General features: G+C 32.3%; 21 protein-coding genes, 1 pseudogene and 1 riboswitch. Of the genes and pseudogenes, 8 read left to right on the plus strand and 14 right to left on the minus strand.

Features of this window, described 5'->3' with window-relative positions; all coding sequences use genetic code 11:
* Positions 1-53 precede the first annotated feature (53 nt).
* Positions 54-1,244, minus strand: coding sequence for an MDR family MFS transporter (locus tag AK212_RS09655; RefSeq protein ID WP_053030525.1), 1,191 nt, complete (start codon positions 1,242-1,244; stop codon positions 54-56).
* A gap of 109 nt (positions 1,245-1,353) precedes the next feature.
* Between AK212_RS09655 and mnmL the strand changes: the two genes are divergently transcribed.
* Together mnmL and mnmM are read left to right on the plus strand one after the other, a co-directional pair.
* Positions 1,354-2,313, plus strand: coding sequence for a tRNA modification radical SAM protein MnmL/YtqA (gene mnmL, locus AK212_RS09660; protein WP_053030526.1), 960 nt, complete (start codon positions 1,354-1,356; stop codon positions 2,311-2,313).
* On the plus strand, positions 2,310-2,870 hold the full coding sequence (mnmM, locus tag AK212_RS09665) for a tRNA 5-(aminomethyl)-2-thiouridylate-methyltransferase MnmM (RefSeq protein ID WP_053030528.1): 561 nt from the start codon (positions 2,310-2,312) through the stop codon (positions 2,868-2,870). Before mnmL ends, mnmM begins: the two co-directional genes overlap by 4 nt.
* A 139-nt stretch (positions 2,871-3,009) precedes the next feature.
* Here mnmM and AK212_RS09670 read toward each other — a convergent pair whose 3' ends face one another.
* Entirely contained in the window at positions 3,010-3,411 is a 402-nt protein-coding gene (locus tag AK212_RS09670) for a transcriptional regulator, SarA/Rot family (protein WP_053030530.1), read from the minus strand.
* 356 nt (positions 3,412-3,767) lie between these two features.
* Positions 3,768-4,595, minus strand: coding sequence for an alpha/beta fold hydrolase (locus AK212_RS09675; RefSeq protein ID WP_053030532.1), 828 nt, complete (start codon positions 4,593-4,595; stop codon positions 3,768-3,770).
* A 223-nt stretch (positions 4,596-4,818) separates the two neighbouring features.
* Between AK212_RS09675 and AK212_RS09680 the strand changes: the two genes are divergently transcribed.
* Positions 4,819-5,820, plus strand: coding sequence for a proline dehydrogenase family protein (locus tag AK212_RS09680; RefSeq protein ID WP_053030534.1), 1,002 nt, complete (start codon positions 4,819-4,821; stop codon positions 5,818-5,820).
* A gap of 274 nt (positions 5,821-6,094) precedes the next feature.
* Here the strand turns inward: AK212_RS09680 and ribH are convergent, their stop codons facing one another.
* The 7 genes from ribH to AK212_RS09715 form a co-directional block, all read right to left on the minus strand.
* Positions 6,095-6,553: a 6,7-dimethyl-8-ribityllumazine synthase gene (gene ribH / locus AK212_RS09685; protein WP_053030536.1), complete on the minus strand. Its 459-nt coding sequence runs from the start codon at positions 6,551-6,553 to the stop codon at positions 6,095-6,097.
* A gap of 11 nt (positions 6,554-6,564) precedes the next feature.
* A complete protein-coding gene (locus AK212_RS09690) occupies positions 6,565-7,746 on the minus strand; it encodes a bifunctional 3,4-dihydroxy-2-butanone-4-phosphate synthase/GTP cyclohydrolase II (protein ID WP_053030538.1) in 1,182 nt (393 codons plus the stop codon).
* Between the two features lie 15 nt (positions 7,747-7,761).
* Positions 7,762-8,394, minus strand: a complete 633-nt coding sequence (locus AK212_RS09695; RefSeq protein ID WP_053030540.1) for a riboflavin synthase — start codon at positions 8,392-8,394, stop codon at positions 7,762-7,764.
* A 6-nt stretch (positions 8,395-8,400) separates the two neighbouring features.
* Entirely contained in the window at positions 8,401-9,444 is a 1,044-nt protein-coding gene (gene ribD, locus AK212_RS09700) for a bifunctional diaminohydroxyphosphoribosylaminopyrimidine deaminase/5-amino-6-(5-phosphoribosylamino)uracil reductase RibD (protein WP_053030542.1), read from the minus strand.
* 141 nt (positions 9,445-9,585) lie between these two features.
* A riboswitch (FMN riboswitch) is annotated at positions 9,586-9,728 on the minus strand.
* A gap of 153 nt (positions 9,729-9,881) precedes the next feature.
* Complete coding sequence (locus AK212_RS09705) at positions 9,882-11,372, minus strand: FAD/NAD(P)-binding protein (protein ID WP_053030544.1); 1,491 nt, start codon at positions 11,370-11,372, stop codon at positions 9,882-9,884.
* A gap of 321 nt (positions 11,373-11,693) precedes the next feature.
* Positions 11,694-12,545 carry a peptidoglycan release complex glucosaminidase SagB gene (sagB, locus tag AK212_RS09710; RefSeq protein ID WP_053030546.1) on the minus strand — a complete coding sequence of 284 codons (852 nt, stop codon included), beginning with the start codon at positions 12,543-12,545 and terminating at the stop codon, positions 11,694-11,696.
* Positions 12,546-12,751: 206 nt separating this feature from the next.
* Entirely contained in the window at positions 12,752-12,973 is a 222-nt protein-coding gene (locus tag AK212_RS09715; RefSeq protein ID WP_011275450.1) for a hypothetical protein, read from the minus strand.
* A 257-nt stretch (positions 12,974-13,230) separates the two neighbouring features.
* Between AK212_RS09715 and AK212_RS09720 the strand changes: the two genes are divergently transcribed.
* Together AK212_RS09720 and AK212_RS09725 are read left to right on the plus strand one after the other, a co-directional pair.
* Positions 13,231-13,707: a sigma-70 family RNA polymerase sigma factor gene (locus AK212_RS09720; protein WP_053030548.1), complete on the plus strand. Its 477-nt coding sequence runs from the start codon at positions 13,231-13,233 to the stop codon at positions 13,705-13,707.
* Between the two features lies 1 nt (position 13,708).
* A complete protein-coding gene (locus AK212_RS09725; RefSeq protein WP_053030551.1) occupies positions 13,709-14,155 on the plus strand; it encodes a competence protein ComK in 447 nt (148 codons plus the stop codon).
* Here the strand turns inward: AK212_RS09725 and AK212_RS09730 are convergent.
* A pseudogene (locus AK212_RS09730) lies at positions 14,139-14,608 on the minus strand (hypothetical protein). The gene AK212_RS09725 and the pseudogene AK212_RS09730 sit on opposite strands and share 17 nt — an antisense overlap.
* A gap of 226 nt (positions 14,609-14,834) precedes the next feature.
* The gene (locus AK212_RS09735; protein ID WP_053030554.1) at positions 14,835-15,548 is read right to left on the minus strand and encodes a transaldolase; all 714 of its coding nucleotides are present in this window, start codon (positions 15,546-15,548) and stop codon (positions 14,835-14,837) included.
* A 263-nt stretch (positions 15,549-15,811) separates the two neighbouring features.
* Between AK212_RS09735 and AK212_RS09740 the strand changes: the two genes are divergently transcribed.
* The 3 genes from AK212_RS09740 to AK212_RS09750 all read left to right on the plus strand — a co-directional run bounded on the left by AK212_RS09740 (position 15,812) and on the right by AK212_RS09750 (position 16,894).
* A complete protein-coding gene (locus tag AK212_RS09740) occupies positions 15,812-16,117 on the plus strand; it encodes a hypothetical protein (RefSeq protein WP_053030556.1) in 306 nt (101 codons plus the stop codon).
* Between the two features lie 61 nt (positions 16,118-16,178).
* Entirely contained in the window at positions 16,179-16,544 is a 366-nt protein-coding gene (gene crcB, locus AK212_RS09745) for a fluoride efflux transporter CrcB (protein ID WP_053030558.1), read from the plus strand.
* Positions 16,541-16,894 (plus strand): fluoride efflux transporter FluC, encoded by a 354-nt coding sequence (locus AK212_RS09750; protein ID WP_053030560.1) that lies wholly within the window; start codon positions 16,541-16,543, stop codon positions 16,892-16,894. Before crcB ends, AK212_RS09750 begins: the two co-directional genes overlap by 4 nt.
* 58 nt (positions 16,895-16,952) lie before the next feature.
* On the opposite strand, the gene AK212_RS09755 is transcribed toward AK212_RS09750, so the two are convergent.
* The gene (locus tag AK212_RS09755; protein WP_053030562.1) at positions 16,953-17,786 is read right to left on the minus strand and encodes an aldo/keto reductase; all 834 of its coding nucleotides are present in this window, start codon (positions 17,784-17,786) and stop codon (positions 16,953-16,955) included.
* Positions 17,787-18,006: 220 nt separating this feature from the next.
* Positions 18,007-18,915 carry a hypothetical protein gene (locus AK212_RS09760; RefSeq protein ID WP_053030564.1) on the minus strand — a complete coding sequence of 303 codons (909 nt, stop codon included), beginning with the start codon at positions 18,913-18,915 and terminating at the stop codon, positions 18,007-18,009.
* Positions 18,916-18,999: the final 84 nt, after the last annotated feature.

Below are 18,999 nucleotides of genomic sequence, written 5' to 3' on the forward strand. Positions count from 1 at the left end.
CAGTAATTGCAAGTAGTAGTTATTAATTTATTTCAACTTACACTTAAATATAGTTACTGTCTTGAACGTTTTGATTGTTCTCTTTTAGGCAGACCCTTATCAAAGATTGAAAGGAAAATAATTCCAATGATTAATAAAAGCATGATACCGATAAACATTGCACTCATGTTAAACGTATCTACTAATAATCCACCAATCAACGGACCAAATGCCTTACCAACAGTTGATGCTGAATTGACAACACCTTGATATTGACCTTGTTTACCTTCAGGTGCTAAATAGTTAGCGATTGTTGGAACAGCAGGCCATACAAACATTTCACCCAACGTTAAAATAATCATTCCGATTAGAAATACAGTAAATTGTTCTGCAAAACTAGTAACAAAGAATGACAACATAAAGATTAAAATCCCAACAAACATTTGATGTTTTAAGTTTCCTTTTAATAACATAATCGCTGGTCTTATTAACGGTTGGGCAACTAAAATCATAATACCATTCACTGTCCATAATACGCTATATTGAGACATTGAAATATTTAATTCTTGCGTGAATGATGCAATTGTTGTTTCCCATTGAATATAAGCAATCCAACAGATAGCAAACATGACACATAATAATAATAGTGCAATAAACCGTTTTTTGTTTTCTTTATTATGAATATCTATGCTGTCGGGTGTTCGAAATTTAGCATGATACTCAAGATTGAACTGCGTTATTGCAACAATTGCAAATAAGACGTACATGATTAAGTTAGCTAAGAAGATATAATTAAAACTTAATTCAGCCACGAAACCACCCATTGCTGCGCCCGTTGCTACACCAATGTTTTGAGCTAAGTAGATAGCATTAAATGTTGTTCTTCCCCCATTAGGCCAAACGGCACCAGCCATTGCATATATTGCGGGAACTATCATACCTCCACCAAAGCCTAACAGTACTAACCAAACTGCATACCATGGCCATCCATGGAAGAAGTTTAAGAGTGTCGTACTTATTAAACAAGTCACAGTACCAATCATAATTGTTCGATAGCCGCCTAATTTATCGAATAATGAACCCCCTAATAAATTTCCGACTACCATTCCAAATGAATTAACCATTAGAACAATCGCAGCAATTGTCAGGCTCTTACCCAGCTCTTCTTTCATATAAATTGTGTTTAAAGGCCATAAAAAGCTAGAGCCAGTTATATTCAGTGCCATACCTATAACTAGCCACCATACTGATCTAGGTATATTCATACTATTAGTCCCCTCTTTATATTTTTGTTGAACCACATTAAACACTATAACATTAAAGTATGTTAAAATCTTTACTTAGAACTAAGTTAGATAGAAAGGAAAATGTGTTATGGGTAACTATTTCCCGTATGCCTTTGAAAATAAACGATATCATACATGGAATTACCATTTAAAAAATAGATTTGGGCAAAAGATTTTTAAAGTAGCGCTGGACGGTGGATTTGATTGTCCTAACCGTGATGGCACAGTTGCACATGGTGGTTGTACATTTTGTTCAGCAGCAGGAAGTGGCGACTTTGCCGGTAATAGAGCTGATCCAATTGAAGTTCAATTCCAACAAATTAAAGATAGAATGCACGAAAAATGGAGCGAGGGTAAATATATTGCTTATTTCCAAGCCTTCACTAATACGCATGCACCAGTAGAAGTATTAAAAGAGAAGTATGAGCCTGTCCTTAAAGAAGAAGGCGTTGTTGGTTTGTCTATAGCAACACGACCAGATTGCTTACCAGATGACGTTGTAGACTATTTAGCAGAGCTTAATGAACGTACTTATTTATGGGTAGAATTAGGTTTACAGACTGTCCATCAAGAAACATCTGATTTGATTAACCGTGCACATGATATGCAAACTTATTATGAAGGTGTGGCAAAGTTAAGAAAACACAATATTAATGTTTGTACACATATCATCAATGGATTACCAGGAGAAGACTATCAAATGATGATGGAAACAGCTCGTGAAGTAGCGCAAATGGATGTTCAAGGTATTAAAATCCATTTACTTCATTTATTAAAAGGTACGCCAATGGTTAAACAATATGAAAAAGGAATGCTTGAATTTATGTCTCAAGAAGATTATACCAATCTAGTTTGTGATCAACTTGAGATTTTACCTCCAGAAATGATTATACATCGAATTACTGGTGATGGTCCTATCGACTTAATGGTTGGTCCAATGTGGAGTGTTAATAAATGGGAAGTTTTAAATGAAATTGATAATGAATTAGCAAGACGCGAATCATATCAAGGTAAATATTATCAAACTGAAGAAAAGGTCAAATTATGAAATTAGAACGTATTCTCCCCTTTTCAAAAACGTTAATAACTGAACACATTAATTCGCAAAGCATCGTCATTGATGCAACTTGTGGCAATGGTAATGACACGAAATTCCTTGCGCAACAAGTTCCAGAGGGTCACGTATTCGGATTTGACATACAAGCATCTGCTATTCAATCCACTTATGAAAAGGTAAAAACATACGATAACGTAACGCTCATTCAAGATGGCCACGAGAATGTGCAACAACATATCGATTCTAACTATAAAGGTCATATTGATGCCGCCATCTTCAATCTTGGGTATTTACCTAAAGGAGATAAATCTATCGTTACGAAACCAGAAACTACTATCAACGCGATTAATAACATCTTTGATTATTTAAGCGTTGAAGGCATTATCGTATTAGTTATCTATCACGGCCACCCTGAAGGTCAAATTGAGAGAGACGCTTTATTAACGTTTCTAGAAGCATTCGATCAAAATAAAGCACATATTCTTAAATATCAATTTATGAATCAAGTGAATCATGCACCCTTCATTTGTGCCATTGAAAAACGTTAGCTTTAACATCTAACAAGAAACCTAACATTCTTAATAAGAATACAAAAAATCCACTCCAAAATATTAATTACGGAGTGGATTTTTTATATAACACGCTTATAGTATAAGTCAATATGACATCAAACTGAGATTTGATTACTTAAACACGCATTAATAAATTTAAACTGCTTTCTAATATTTCATATCGTTTTTTTATAGTTGCGGTAATGAAATCTAACAGTTCATTTTTCTGTTCTTGTTTAGCTTCATTAAAATGTATAATTACAGTACGTTCATCATCCAAAGGACGTTCTTTAAAAATCCATTCAGAGTGAACCAATTTATTATATGTACGGGTACGTTTATAAGACTTAATATTAACGTAACTATCCATTTCTTTCAGCGTCATAGGACCTTTGTCCCATAAAGTAAGTAAAATTAAAACCTCTTCTTTAGTTAAATCATAAGTTTCATATATTACTTTAAAAATTGAATTGATTTCCTTACAGACTTCTTCAAGCTGTAATATCATTGAAACATTCTCTCCTGCTTGATTACTCATGCTGCTCCCTCCCTAACCGATTGTACACATTCTGATTTTAAAATGATTAAATTATCTGTCACTATATATTTACCCAATTATCACTATTGTAATTAAACAATTTATAATAACTCCCAAAAATTAACTTACATTAAAGCAAATGTTAAAATACTTTAAATTTTAAACTCTAATAGACAAATATATAATTAAATTATTAATGATATACTATTTACATTATATTATATTTTTACTTATCTTTAAAAGTTATTAACTTACTATTACTAAATTAACTTATTCAATCAAACAATTGCATTATATTTAATTAGGTGTTTAAAAAAAGCCAACCAACAAATTAAATCATTGGTTAGCCAAATGTATCATACTTCTTCAATTTCTTCTTCATTAACAATAAAGCCCATAGTATTCACACTGTTATTTAAAAATGTTAAAACATAGCGCATCACTTGATCACGTTCAGGTTCATTATGAATCTCGTGATAGAGCCCTTGCCAAACTTTATAATAAAATTCATTCGTGCTAAGTTTATTTTTTAAATCTTCTAAAGAACGCAATTCTAATATTTTATCTTCTGTGCCATACATGAGTAATGTTGGCATTGATTGGATGTCTTTCAAATGTTGTACTGTATCTTTCATTGTTTCTAGAACAATGTTATACCATTTATAAGTTACCTTTCTTAACATTAAACCATCTTGATTTGTTTCATCAATTACTTCATCATTTCGTGTTAAGTCTTCAGGTTCTATACCTAAGTTGAAGCGTGCATCCTTAGAACCTTTACCAATATTAGAGATAAGCATATCTTTGCGCGTTTTATTGTTTCTTTTAAATTCTAACAATGGAGAAAGGAGTAACATACCCTCGATAGGCAATTCTGTTTTTTCAAGTACATTTAATAATATCAATCCACCTAGCCCGACGCCCATAACGAATGTAGGAATTTTATATTCATTTGCGATTCTAACCCATTCCAACAGCGTTTCATGGTAAATATCAAAATGCTCGAGTTGCCCTTTACTCGCTCTAGAAGTTTGACCTTGGCCAGGCAAATCACCCATGATTACGTGATAGCCATTACGTCTTAACATCGTAATAACATAAGCATATCTACCAGTATGCTCTAAGATATTATGCACTATAACAACGACACCTTTAGCATCATGTTCAGTTTCCCATTTCCACATATGCATGATTCCTCTCTAACTTATATTTCAATAAATGTATTATATCAGATTATCTGTTAAGTCTGGTGTAAATCTAAGACACAATCTCATTATAAATATTATTCAACAATGTAATTATACTCTTTTTATAGTATTCAGATAATTGAAAACGCTTTCTACTATGTAATATTCATGCTAAACTATTATTAAATTATTAGTTTAATGTAATTTGGAGGAATGGGATATGTCACTTTTCAAAAATTTTTTTATTGCATTATCAAATAGCACATATTTAAATGAAACTGCCAAAAAAGTAGGTCCGAAAATGGGTGCTAACAAAGTTGTAGCTGGCAATACGATCGAGCAACTAATTGATACAATCGAGAGACTCAACGATTTAAATATTGCTGTTACAGTAGATAATCTTGGCGAATTTGTTGGAACGGTTGAAGAAGCAAATCAAGCAAAAAATGAAATTTTAGAAGTTATGCAAGCCATTAAAGATTATAATGTCGATGCACATATGTCAGTAAAATTAAGTTCACTGGGTGGTGAATTTGATACAGAATTAGCCTATAACAATTTAAGAGAAATATTACTTAAAGCTAATGAATTCAATAATATGCATATTAACATTGACACTGAAAAATATGACAGTTTACAACAAATCGTAGAAGTACTAGATCGTCTTAAAGGGGAATTCAGAAACGTTGGTACTGTAATACAAGCTTATCTTTATGATGCAGTTGATTTAATTGATAAATATCCTAATTTACGCTTAAGATTAGTCAAAGGTGCTTACAAAGAGGATCAACAAATCGCTTATCAAACTAAAGAAGAAATTGATGAAAATTACATAAAAATCATCGAAAAACGACTTTTAAATGCTAAAAATTTCACTTCTATCGCTACACATGATGACCAAATTATTAACCATGTTAAACAATTTGTTAAATTACATAATATCGATAAGGATCAATTCGAATTTCAAATGTTATATGGATTCCGTAGCGAATTAGCTGAAGAAATTGCACGACAAGGATACCATTTCACTATTTATGTACCATATGGTAATGACTGGTTCGGTTATTTCATGCGTAGATTAGCTGAGCGTCCACAAAATTTAGCACTAGCATATCAAGAGTTCGTCTCAACTAAAACATTGAAGCAAATTGGTCTTTTCACTAGTTTAGGACTTGGAGCAGCCTTTATAATTTCAGGTGTAACTAAACTTATAAAACGATAAGTCCGGGACAAAAATAATATAATGAAGCTATTTTGCAAATTCGCAGTAGCTGACTGAACTGAGAAGGCGCTTAATTCAAGCTTTTCTCAGTTCTAATCACCCTTGCGGGCGGGGCCCCAACAAAGAGAATTTCATCAAGAAATTCTACAAGCAAAGCAAGCTGGGAGTCGGGGCCCCAGCAAAGAGAATTTCATCAAGAAATTCTACAAGCAAAGCAAGCTGGGAGTGGACGAAGAATTTAAAAGAATTCTGTCCCACTCCCTATCATTTCAAATTAAAACTGTTTTAATAAATTAGCCATTTCAATCGCACTCACTGCCGCTTCGGCACCTTTATTTCCTGCTTTAGTACCCGCTCTTTCAACTGCTTGTTCAATACTTTCTGTTGTTAATACACCAAATATAACTGGTGTATCACTCACGTCATTCGCCTTAGAAACACCTTTAGCTACCTCATTACATACATAATCATAATGAGATGTTGCGCCTCTTATAACACAACCTAAAGTTATAATTGCGTCATATGCACCTTTTTGGGCAAGTTTTTTTGAGACTAATGGAATCTCAAATGCACCAGGGACATATGCAACATCTATATTACTCTCTTCAACACCATGACGTACGAGTGTATCTTTCGCACCATCTAATAGACGATTGGTAATGAAATCATTAAAACGACTTACTACAATTGCTACTTTTAAATCTGTTCCTACTAATTTACCTTCAAAGTTCATATTTATTCCTCCTAAATTAAATGACCCATTTTGATTTTTTTGGTATTCATATACTCATGGTTATATTCAGTTTCTGCCACTATAATTGGTGTACGATCCGCAACTGTAATACCATATTCAGATAAACCTTCAAATTTTTTGGGATTATTACTTAACAAGTTCACTTGTTGTACATTAAAATAATTTAATATTTGTGCTGCAATGTGATAATCTCTCAAATCTTCATCAAAACCTAAAGCTAAGTTAGCTGTTACTGTATCATGACCCTGTTCGATCAATTCATATGCTCTTAGTTTATTTATTAACCCTATCCCTCTACCCTCTTGAGGTAAATAGATAATTAAGCCACCATGCGAATGAATATATTTCATTGCCGCTTCTAGTTGTGCACCACAATCGCATCTCTGACTATGGAAGATGTCACCTGTTAAACAAGCAGAGTGAATACGTACATTTTCAGTCGCACGTGGTTTACCCTTAGCAAGTACAACAATTTCTTCATTAGTTAATGGTGATTCAAATCCATACATTTCAAAAGAACCGTAATCTGTTGGCATATTTACCTTTGCTTTCAATTCAACATTAGCGTTTTTATCCTTCTGGTATTTAACTAAATTTTCAATTGTAATCATTTTAAGACCATGACGTTGTTTAAATGCTTCAAGTTGTTCACCTTTAGCCATAGTGCCATCTTCGTTCATAATTTCGCATATTACACCAGCAGGCTTAGCTTGCGTAAGTTTGGCTAAATCAACAGCCGCTTCAGTATGACCGGTACGTTCTAATACACCCTTTTCCTTAGCAATGAGTGGAAATAGATGACCAGGTTTATGAAAATCCGACGGTGTAGATTCAGGATTAATTAAGGCACGTGCCGTTGCCATTCGGTCAAATGCGCTTATGCCAGTTGAAGTTGTTACATGATCAACACTAACTGTGAAATTCGTTCCAAAGTCATCCGTATTATGGTCAACCATCGTTGTTAGATTTAATCTTTGAGCTATATCTTTACTAATTGGTGCACAAATTAATCCTCTACCTTCTTTTGCCATAAAATTGATGGTATTATCATTCATCCATTGCGTAACAGCAACCAGGTCACCTTCATTTTCACGATCTTCATCGTCCACTACAATAATACTTTCACCACGTTGTAAAGCATTTAGTGCATCTTTTATCTCATCAAATTTCATTTAATCTTACGCCTCCTAAAATCCAAATGCTTTCAGCTTATCTAATGTAAGTTCTGATTCATTTCTACTCATCATTCGCTCAACGTATTTGAAAAGAACATCCGTTTCTAGATGAACTGAATCTCCTTTTTGCTTGGAAGATAAAATCGTTGAACGTCTCGTTTCAGGTATTAAATGAATATCAAAACTATCATTCCGAAGATCGAAAACAGTTAAGCTTACACCATCTACAGTGATAGAGCCTTGCTTAACCATTTGTTTAATAATCCTTGGCGATGCTTTAATCGAAACAATTCTTGAATTAGATGTTTCGTTTACATGCGTAATCACACCTTTATCATCGACGTGACCTAAAACGAAATGACCTCCAAAGCGACCATCTCCTGGCATTGCGCGTTCTAAATTCACTTCATCATTTTGCTTAATTTGTGATAAGTATGTTTTATCTTCAGTACCTTTAATAACTTGTACCGAAAAATAGTTACTTGTAAAATCAATTACCGTTAGACATGCACCATTCACACTAATAGAATCACCAATGTGCATGTCTTCTACAATCGTTTGACAAGCAATATCCAGTGTTCTAACTGATTGATGCGTACGAATATTCTTGACAGTACCAATTTCTTCAACGATACCTGTAAACATGAATTGTCACTTCTTTCGCAAGATCATTTTTAAGTTTTGATTAATTAACTCAGTAGAAATAATTTCAAATTGCGTGGCGTGGTTTAAATCAATGACATCATTTGTTTGATAGAATTGATTTTTCCCAGAACCACCTATTATTTTCGGGGCGTAATAAATAATAAGTTGATCGATAAAATGTGTTTGGAGAAATTCCGAAGTTACACGAGGTCCAGCTTCTATTAATAGCTTACCAATACCTCGCTTATAAATATCTTTTAAAATATCTTTTAATTTACATTCAGTTAAATAGATAATTTTGACATTTGCATTTGGACTTTTAAGATGCTCATTTTCTGTGTATATCCAAACTTCGCTTGAAGAATCTTGGAACAATTGCTTTGTAAAGTCAATGTTGCCACTTCTTGATAAAACGATTCGAATAGGATGTTTACCGTTTGGAATACGCGTCGTATATTGGGGATTGTCAGCGTTAATTGTGCCATTACCCGTTAATACAGCATCATGCGTATGTCTTAAATGATAAACATCTTGTTTCACATCTGAATTTGTAATCCATTTGCTTTGACCCATATCAGTAGCCTGTTTACCATCTAATGATACAGACACTTTCATCGTGATTTCAGGTAATTGTTCTGACTTAGCTTTGAAAAAGTCACGATACAACGCAGCTGCATCTTCAGTGTATTGATATTCAACTTCGATGCCAGCTTGTTCTAATATTGCATCCCCTTCAGAAGGTAATGTTGTATCTTTAACAGCGTAAACAACTTTACTTAGTCCAAATTCTATAATTTTATTCACACATGGTGGTGTTGAGCCAAAGTGCGTACAAGGTTCTAACGAAATGTAAATCGTTCCACCTTTTGCATTTTCTCCAGCCATATCAAGTGCTTGTACTTCCGCGTGTTTATCACCTTGTTTAAGATGTGCACCCAGTCCGACAATTCTGCCGTTCTTGACTACGACAGCACCCACTGGCGGGTTAACACCCGTTTGACCTTCAACCATTTGTGCGAGTTGTATTGCATAATTCATAAAATAACTCAATTCATCACCTCAAAATAAAAATTCCCTATACCAATAAAACAATTACAGGCATAGGGAAATTAAATATATGTTCAAATAAGCTTACAACATTTCTTAAATGTGTATGCTAAATAAGCGTCATTATAACTTAAATTGACGTCTCGATTCTTTCTCCCATCCAGACTTTCACTGTCGGCTCTAGACTTTCACTAGATCAGCCATCAAAGTAGTTAACCATATACTTTGACAGGTCGCAGGCTTAATTTACTGCCGGTTGGGAATTGCACCCCGCCCCGAAAGAATTCATATGAAATTGTGATTATTAGAGTTAATGTAGTTTGATTACTACACTAATCATCATACGCTTATTGTTTAAAAATTACAAATCGTCTACGCTATCTAATATTAAACAGTGTAACCATTGATGCAATTTAGTCATTTAAGTGTAAACATGCACTTTAAGCATCGACGTGATCAAACTTACTTTGATTGTCGTACATATAGTTGACAGAACTTACTGCTTGATCAACAATCATCTTCACACCATTTCTTAACTTGTTAACACCGTTCGTCACTTGTCCAATGGCAATCATATTATTTAATGTTCCATATCTTGGGCTAATGACTTGATTCGTTTCTGGAATAATTTGAATACCGCCCATTGGGTGCGGCTGAACGATTTGTCTATTTTGAAGGTTCAGTATAAGCTGATCTTCGTCATCTAAATCTGACAAATGTGTTTTGGATCCAGTTGAATTGATTATGACATCGTATGGTTTAGGTTGTCGCTCATCTTTAAATGTTAATAAATAACCGTCATCTGTATGTTTAATATCCTCTAATCCTCTTTTAATAATAAGTGATTGATTACGTATAAGTTTAATAATTAATTCTGCTGTACGTGGTGGCATTGGATTTGAATTTAATTGAATATGTTTTGAAAATCGCTTATCAAAGGCTTGCTGATCTTCTCGACTGAAACTATTCCATATCCAATTCAAATTCTCTTTAACATTTTCAATCAAACTTTGAAATACTCCAATTTCATTTGCACGTTCGAGATCATATTGTAAATCTTTAATTGTATTACCAGTACGTCTATGTATTAATTTATCTAACTGTATATTACGGTCTTTACATTCTTGTTGAAATAATTCAAAAGCGATTTCTAATGGAACATTTCCAAAATGTTTTCCTTTTAGCTCATTAAACTTTTGTTTAGTTAAATATTTGAATTCAATATCAACCATATTCCCTCTTACACTTGGCAGATGTGCTGAACGACTTGTCATAGTAATTGGCAACTTAGGGTGATGTGTAGCGACATATCTAACAACATCTAAACTAGCTAATCCAGTTCCAATTATGGCTATATCATCTGATTCTGAAACTTCATCCAATGTATTATATGTAGGATAAGGTGTTTGAATATATCCTTTTTTACCTTTTAATTGATACGGATCATGATAAGCGAAAGTACCTGTCGTTAAGAAGATATAGTCGTATTCTTTCCATTCACTCATATCTTCTGATGTACATACATAATATTTTAATGTCGTCTCATCTATTTCTGAATTTGTAAAAATTTCACGAACTGGACGCTTGATAACCGAAAGATTATCAAATAATAGGTCAAAGTTAGATAGATAAGATTTCATATAATGACCAAACACAAATCGAGGTAAGTACTTAGGATTATCAAATTTAAACTCTGATTGTTCTTGATACCAATTCCAGAATTCTTCATCATCATCTAAATTTAAACTCATCTGCTTTGTTGGCAAATTGATGAGTAACTGACTACTGTCATTTTGAAATGGCACACCTTGTCCCATATTCTTTTCATTATCATAGACATCTACCTCTAAATATTTAAATGCTTCATTTTTGACTAACTGTCTTAAAACACTCACACCAGCCGTACCCATTCCAATTATAGCTACACGCATATATCATCATCCTTCTTTATTACTCTAAAAAGACTTTTTAATATATCTATTATATCAATATCATAAATCGCTTAAAATAATTTATACTTATATGTTATTATCATCATTTTTCTTTTAGCTCAGCAATTATGGTAGTATTAAGTTATTGAGGTGAACAAAAATGAAATTTATTTTAAAAGTTTTTGTCGTAATGATTATAGCCTTTAGTTGGTTAACTAAGAAAAATAAAGCAGAATAAATAAATCTATTTTTTATCCTAAAAAGCCAACGTCAACACTTATTCACACAAGTGTCGACGTTGGCTTTTACTATATAATAACTTTATTTTTGATGTTTATTGTCATCTTTGTATACGTATAATTTGAAATATTTACCTTCAGTTTTCATTTCTTTATAAAAATCAGCAATGATTTCAGCATTACTTTCTGCCCATTTTATATCAGTAGCATATTGATGCTCACCTGGATTCTTAGGATTCCATCTCATACTGTAGAGCGTATTTTGATCTTCGTGAGATAGGAAATGTTGGTGAATAAAGTCGGCGCCACCTTTGATTGCTTTTTCAGGTGTGTCCCAACCATGTTTTTTAGCGTACTCTGAACCCGTTTTAATTGGATCACTATCTAACGCGCCTACACCGTAGAAGTTATAATACTTCTTACCGTCAATTTCTACCCCGTTGGCTAATTCACTTTTAACTGAACCTGTTTCTAATAAAGCATGTGAAATTAAATATACTTCGTTAACATGCTTCTCTTTGGCAGCACTAATGAAAGCGTCAGTATGTTTCAATAACATTGGTCGGTCGAATAACATACGTTTAATACGATTTTCATCAATGCCTTGATATTTAGATAAATCTAAAAATTGATACTTTTGTTTGTCATCATCAATGAACTTACTACTGTCCATTGCAGCTTTTATTTCACTATCTGAAGCATCTCTCCAAGCAGTATTATTCTTGTTAGAGACTTGTTGACTTGTGTAATTATCAATTTGTTTATTCGCAGCTTTATTTAATGTTACATCTAAATGTTCTACGCGTTCTTCTTCATTAACATGCTTAAAGAATATTTGATCTGAAATCATATTAAAGAATATAAAACCTGCTGCAACTAAAACAATCAATAACCCCACTAGGCTAATAATTGAGCCTTTTTTGTGCTTCGTCATATTCACACCTCTTAGGTCAATGTTGTTTTTATTTAAAATCTATTATGATAATAAAGTTTAACATTATTAATTCTTATAAACAATTTTATACTTGCAATGTTACATATTCATAAAATAAAAGTAATCAAAATGAAACTTTGCAAAATAAAAAGTAATGAAACATATATAATTTCATTACTTGATTCTCACCAGCAATACTTTATCTATCAATTATCTTTACGATAATCCATCATAATAAAACTCGCTGCTTGAGATCTATTCTTGTAATAATATTGATTTAAATCAACTGTTCCTTCTATTTCACCATCTCGATACATCATTTCATTTGTAAAATTATTTATCATTACAAATTCAGAACGATCTCTAATAATGTCTAAATCATCATTTCTTGCGAAGAAATGCTCAAGATTTAAATGTGCGTAATCCAACTTTATACCTCCCATGTTACAAATTGACTAAAATTTAAATATATTGATGAATGTAAGGTATGTCCATAATGATTTTGTCGTATTGCTAAGTTACATGCGCCTTTAGACATGATTTTACAGTTTATAGTTAATCTATGCTTACTATTTAACACCCTTTTGTTAAATTACGCAAATGATAATTTAAATAAATTACTTTAAATTTTATATATCCGGAAATTTCATTTAAGTACTTAAATTAGGAGCGAATCTCTGAAGTATTGAATTTTAATGACATATATCATAAACATCATAAAATAATTCACTATTTGTTAAAGCATTATAACGTCAAGTATAATTATGATGAATTTTATCAATTATTACTCATAAAACTGTGGCAATTATCTAAGAATTACAATGATAATTCAAATGTAAGTTTATCCTCGTTTCTCTACCAACGACTCAATTTTTATTTAATTGATTTATTTAGAAAAGAAAGTTTAAAACCTGACATGGTTGACGTTGACACCTCAACCTCTCCACACCTTATCTCCGCTTCAATAGAAACATCAATCTTTAATTATAATGATATGACGCAATTGTTAAATCCTAGAGAACTTGAATGGTATAACTATTTCATTCAAGGTTATAAACAGTTTGAAATTGCCGAATTAATGCATGTGTCTTTATCTAGTATTAAAAACTATAAAACTTCTTCTATAAAAAAACTCAACAACTATTATGTCAAAGGTGAGTAATATGATACCACACAACACACACCATCTTCTTTATCTCCAAACTTTGCAGGCTAATACGCATAAAACGACATGTTGTTTTTCAACATATAATATGGTTTTACCTTTTCCAATAAAAAAAGTACTGATTTATTATTTTGAACAACATAATCAATCGTATTCACAAAGATTAAAATTAGCGAAACGATTGTTAGCGATTCATAAACTCGTACCTTTATATATATCTGACAAAGCCGTACTGTTCCCTATTAAACATCAACGTGCACCTTTGCAAACTTATATTAATGCATTGAACATTATAGGGTTAACATCAAATAAAGATGGCGTAATCATAACATTTGATAATAATATCCAATTACGTGTTGATGAACCCTACACTTTAATTTATAAAAAGTGGCAAGAGAGTACTTTATTATTTCATTTAATGCAAAAAACTATGCAGATTTATTAAATTTGTATTCAAGTAACTTTTTAGTGAAAAATGCAGTAACTGATTTAATCAGCATTAAACTTACGATAGCCAATAGTATTGCACCAATTAAAATTAAGACGACATTCAATATTGGCATTGATACCTGTGGATTGATAAAATAATTGACTGCAGTTAAACTCGTAATAAATCCTGTTAAAAATAAGCCAAGTAAGAAAGCGTAAATAAGCACCATACTAATGAGTAAAAGAAGCAATGTTGTACTTGCTACTTCTTTTTGTTGAAACACATTATTTTTCAGAAATTGATTCGCATAATGAATAGGTTTACGATACTGCTTCGTCTGAATTTCCCCTTCTTGACACTCAACTTCATGGCGATATTCCGCTAAACTATTATGTAATTGTTTTTTTCTTTCTTATTCAAAAACCACAATTGCTTTTTTACTTTCTCTTCAAAATCTGTTCGTTTCATACTTTGTGGTTATCTCCTTTTTAAATTATTTCTTTTTAAAATTTTAACGAAGTTGACATTTAGAAACAAGTTGGAATAGTATCACTTATTAATATAAAAATACCCCGTAGCTATGTTTCTGATTTTGTTAATATCATTCTACACTCTAATACGTTTATACCAGTGTCTTATAGAATGTCTTAACACTATCTAATGCTACGGAGTCAGTTGTTAAATTTAATTATACTTAAAGAATAGATAGCCCAGAGCTTTGAATATCTTTAGCAAATCCTTTAACCGTATCTACTGATAATTCATTAATATCTCGCCCTAAATTCGTATTCACTTTCTTCACTACATCTGCAGGACATGTAATGATGTCGGCACCAATTTCATCAGCTTGAATGACATTAAATAGTTCACGGCAACTTGCCCATAATAATAATACGCCTTCTTTACTGTGGGCAACGTCAACTGATTCTTTCATTAATGGTAATGGATCTACACCTGTATCCGCAATTCTTCCAGCAAACACTGAAATATATGTAGGTACACCTGCAGTGACTGCTTCTGTAATTTCTTTAACTTGTTCAATCGTGTATACTGCTGTTACGTTTAGACGCACATTGTTAGCAGATAACTTTTTAATTAATGGGATAGTTGATTCACCTTTTGTGTTAACCACTGGAATTTTAACAAATACATTATCACCGTATTGTTTTAAAATTTCAGCTTCTTTCTCCATTGTTTCTAAATCATCTGCAAACACTTCAAATGAAATTGATGCATCTGGAATCGCTTTAACTGCTTCTTCTGCAAATGTTTTGTAATCCGTTACACCTGCTTTCGCCATTAAACTAGGATTTGTAGTGAACCCATCTACTTCTTTATTCTTATAAGCTGCTTTCATTTGTTCAATGTCTGCACCATCTGCAAATACTTGTACATTTAATTTTGTCATTGTATTTCTTCCTCCTTTAATTTCGATTACGATGATAGTTAAGTTACATCACAATGGAATTTATATGTATGTACGCATGTTCTTATGATGATTATACTATGCCGTAACAATAAAATATTTATAAATTATTTATATCATTCTTAGAATTACTAAGCGAATGTTTTGCCTTTTAATGAAAATAAAATTCAAAATTGACGAGTCACTATTAAATTATAATTAAAATGTGGTAATATGATTAAATGAAATTAGGTAGGAGGAACACAATGTCTAAGCCAAAAAAATACTTCTATATATCAGTGATTTTACTCATAATAAGCTTTTATTTTAATACATTTAATCCACTATTAAGTCAGCAAATTAATTCTGTTAAATATTTACTCATTGCCTGTAGTATTGTTAATGTTATTGTTTTAATTGCTTCGATTATCTTTTCAGATAAAGCAATCAAACATTTAGGCGATAAACAAGGCTGGATTAGAATTGCTAGTAAAATTTTACCAATCATTATTTTATTCGTAATTGTATTCCATATCTTTGCTTCAATCAAAACGTTTGGTATTATTTCGTAATCGAATGGATATCACAGAATAATGATTTAATTGTAATAAAACAAGAAATAGGTGTGACAAAATGCAATATTTATTTGTGTTTATCGGTGGTATGGTTGGTGCATTATTAAGATACATCTTATCAACATTAAATACAGGCTCTGGCTTACCTATTGGGACGTTAGTCGCAAATTTAGTTGGTGCATTAGTAATGGGATATTTGTCATCTCTAACCATACAATTTTTCAAACATAAGCCCATGCTAAAAAAAGGATTAACTACGGGGCTATTAGGTGCGTTAACTACCTTCTCAACCTTCCAATTCGAGTTAGTTACTATGTTTCATGATCATCGTTTCATATTGCTATGTATATATGGATCATTAAGTTACGTTGGAGGCATCTTATGTTGCTGGTTAGGCGTTAAATTAGGAGGGGCACGTGTATGATTAATTTAGTGCTCGTTATGGTTGGCGGAGGTTTAGGTGCTGTCGTGAGAGCTTGGCTATCAGATTTCATTAATACTAAGATTTCTTCACCTATACCCGTTGCTACGTTAATCGTCAATATTATAGGCAGTTTTTTAATCGGGTTCGTATTCGGAATCGCTTTGAATCATCAGTGGTTTTCAATGTTGTTTATCACTGGCTTTCTTGGTGGATTAACAACTTTTTCAACCCTATCACATGAACTTGTCCAATTATTGTATCCACATTTTAAACCGATTCGTTTTTTGAGTTATTCCATTTTACAATTTATCGTAGGATTTATATCATGCTATGTAGGTTTCATATTATAAAACACTTCATTGTTAAAAGTTTTAATGCTTTTAACAATGAAGTGTTTTTAGTTAACTATTAGCCCTCGAATGTTTCTGGATCAGGACCAATACGTTGGTCTTTATTTAAATTGTCAATTCGTTCCATTTGTTCATCAGTTAATTCAAAGTCAAAGACATTGATATTCTCTTCTATTCTTTGTGGCGTGACTGATTTAGGAATGACGATAACACCATGTTGTATATTCCATCGTATCACGACTTGAGCTGCAGTTTTATTCACTTCTTTACCAATTTGGTTCAACGTTTCATCATCTAAAATTTGAGCATTCATAAATGGTGACCATGACTCCATGTGAATATTTTGCACTTCTAAATATTTACGTAATGCCTTTTGCGTGAAATATGGATGAAATTCCACTTGGTTGATCACAGGTTTGATAGAAACTTGAGCTAGTAATGCTTCAAAGTGTTCTGCATTAAAATTACTTACGCCAATATTTTTAACCTTATCCTCTTTATATAAATCTTCCATACCTTTCCAAGTATCTATCATGATTGCCTCATTTGTACCAGGCCAATGCACAAGGTATAAGTCTAAATAATCCAAGCCTAGCTTGTTGATGCTTGTTTCATAGGCATTTGCTACATTTTCTCGACCAAAATCTTCAAAATATAGTTTAGACGTAATAAATAAATCTTTACGTTCTAAACCTGTAGCAGCTAAACCATCCTGGATTCCTAAACCGACTTGTTCTTCATTACCATAGACTTTAGCTGTATCAATACTACGATAACCAGAAACGATTGCATGCTTAACCGCTTCTCTACATTCATCATTATTTTCTACTCTAAACGTTCCAATTCCAACTTTAGGCATTGTGTGACCATTGTAAAATTCAATTGTTTCCATTCACGGTACCCCTTTTCTTTAAAATATGTATTATCTTATTCCCTTATTTAAACCATTTAAAAACGGGAATGGAACAGAATTCTTTTTAAATTCGTTGCTCCACTCCCGCAAGAATGACTAGAACTGAGAAAAGCTTGATTTAAGCGCCTTCTCAGTTCAGTCAGCTACTGCGAATTTGCAAAGTAGCTGATTGGTATGTTTGTTTATATCAGATTAGAAATTAATTAAATGATTCAATTTTGTCCATAACATCTTGTAATTCATCCACATTATATTGAATACGTCCATGGAATACAAACTTATTGAAGAACTCATCTAATTGATCAGGTCCTACGAGTACTTTAACACTTGAACTTTGTGCATAATTTGAAATTGTGACGTCTCCATCATGTTTCGGATTGAAATATAAAATCGCTGTTGGTGTATATTTCGCCCCCAACTGAGTTTGTAAATCTGACGCTAATTTCTCTATCGCAGCAAGCTGTTCAGAATAATTAACGAATGACAATGACGCTTTGTCCTCATTTTGATCAAGTACTAACGTTTGTGGTGACTTAGCATCTAAATCTAGTGTGCTAAAGATTTGTTCCATCATTGGTAATTCGTTAAATTGATTACCACTTATGCCTTGATATACATGTCCTTTTAATAATTGTGAATCAATAATATATAGGCCAGTACGTGTAAGTACAAGGTGACTAATACGTTCAATATCATTAAACTCATTACTTGGAAGGAAGATATTTGCCATAATATGCATATCTTCAGGTCTGATACGTTTTTCTTTTACTAAACGATCTCTAATACCAATTAAACGCATATCTGTCACATATTCACTTTTATTCTTAGAGAATAGTTTTAAGGCATCAATTTCACGGTCTTTACCGCTGACAGTTGCATCAAAATCTTCTTTTTGTTTAGTAACTTGTTTTTTATTTTGTATACGCTCTTTTTCAAGTGCTTCGTCATGAGACGCTTTCATTTGTTTTTCTTTTAGGTCGTATTCTTCTTTTGTCTTTTGTTTAATATTATTTTTACTTTTAAGTGTAACTAAAAATAGAATTAAACAAATTGCTGCAACTACAATAGCTATGATTAAACCAATTTCAATTGGTCCAAGTGAATTCATTAAATCAACGCTCCTTTAATCTATCAGTATGTCTAATTATAATAGAAACAGTCTTTAATTTCGACAATTTCTTATAATATTATT

It is taken from the genome of Staphylococcus borealis (assembly GCF_001224225.1).
Taxonomy (GTDB): domain Bacteria; phylum Bacillota; class Bacilli; order Staphylococcales; family Staphylococcaceae; genus Staphylococcus; species Staphylococcus borealis.

Coding starts and splice junctions, on each gene's coding strand:
- AK212_RS09695 (WP_053030540.1), bottom strand. CDS start 8,394: ATGTTTACAGGTATCGTTGAAGAAATTGGTACTGTCAAGAATATTCGT.
- AK212_RS09740 (WP_053030556.1), top strand. CDS start 15,812: ATGTCTAAGCCAAAAAAATACTTCTATATATCAGTGATTTTACTCATA.
- AK212_RS09735 (WP_053030554.1), bottom strand. CDS start 15,548: ATGACAAAATTAAATGTACAAGTATTTGCAGATGGTGCAGACATTGAA.
- crcB (WP_053030558.1), top strand. CDS start 16,179: ATGCAATATTTATTTGTGTTTATCGGTGGTATGGTTGGTGCATTATTA.
- AK212_RS09670 (WP_053030530.1), bottom strand. CDS start 3,411: ATGAGTAATCAAGCAGGAGAGAATGTTTCAATGATATTACAGCTTGAA.
- AK212_RS09750 (WP_053030560.1), top strand. CDS start 16,541: ATGATTAATTTAGTGCTCGTTATGGTTGGCGGAGGTTTAGGTGCTGTC.
- AK212_RS09755 (WP_053030562.1), bottom strand. CDS start 17,786: ATGGAAACAATTGAATTTTACAATGGTCACACAATGCCTAAAGTTGGA.
- AK212_RS09675 (WP_053030532.1), bottom strand. CDS start 4,595: ATGTGGAAATGGGAAACTGAACATGATGCTAAAGGTGTCGTTGTTATA.
- AK212_RS09655 (WP_053030525.1), bottom strand. CDS start 1,244: ATGAATATACCTAGATCAGTATGGTGGCTAGTTATAGGTATGGCACTG.
- AK212_RS09680 (WP_053030534.1), top strand. CDS start 4,819: ATGTCACTTTTCAAAAATTTTTTTATTGCATTATCAAATAGCACATAT.
- AK212_RS09725 (WP_053030551.1), top strand. CDS start 13,709: ATGATACCACACAACACACACCATCTTCTTTATCTCCAAACTTTGCAG.
- AK212_RS09760 (WP_053030564.1), bottom strand. CDS start 18,915: ATGAATTCACTTGGACCAATTGAAATTGGTTTAATCATAGCTATTGTA.
- ribH (WP_053030536.1), bottom strand. CDS start 6,553: ATGAACTTTGAAGGTAAATTAGTAGGAACAGATTTAAAAGTAGCAATT.
- mnmM (WP_053030528.1), top strand. CDS start 2,310: ATGAAATTAGAACGTATTCTCCCCTTTTCAAAAACGTTAATAACTGAA.
- mnmL (WP_053030526.1), top strand. CDS start 1,354: ATGGGTAACTATTTCCCGTATGCCTTTGAAAATAAACGATATCATACA.
- AK212_RS09690 (WP_053030538.1), bottom strand. CDS start 7,746: ATGAAATTTGATGAGATAAAAGATGCACTAAATGCTTTACAACGTGGT.
- sagB (WP_053030546.1), bottom strand. CDS start 12,545: ATGACGAAGCACAAAAAAGGCTCAATTATTAGCCTAGTGGGGTTATTG.
- AK212_RS09705 (WP_053030544.1), bottom strand. CDS start 11,372: ATGCGTGTAGCTATAATTGGAATGGGTACGGCTGGTGTGAGTGTTTTA.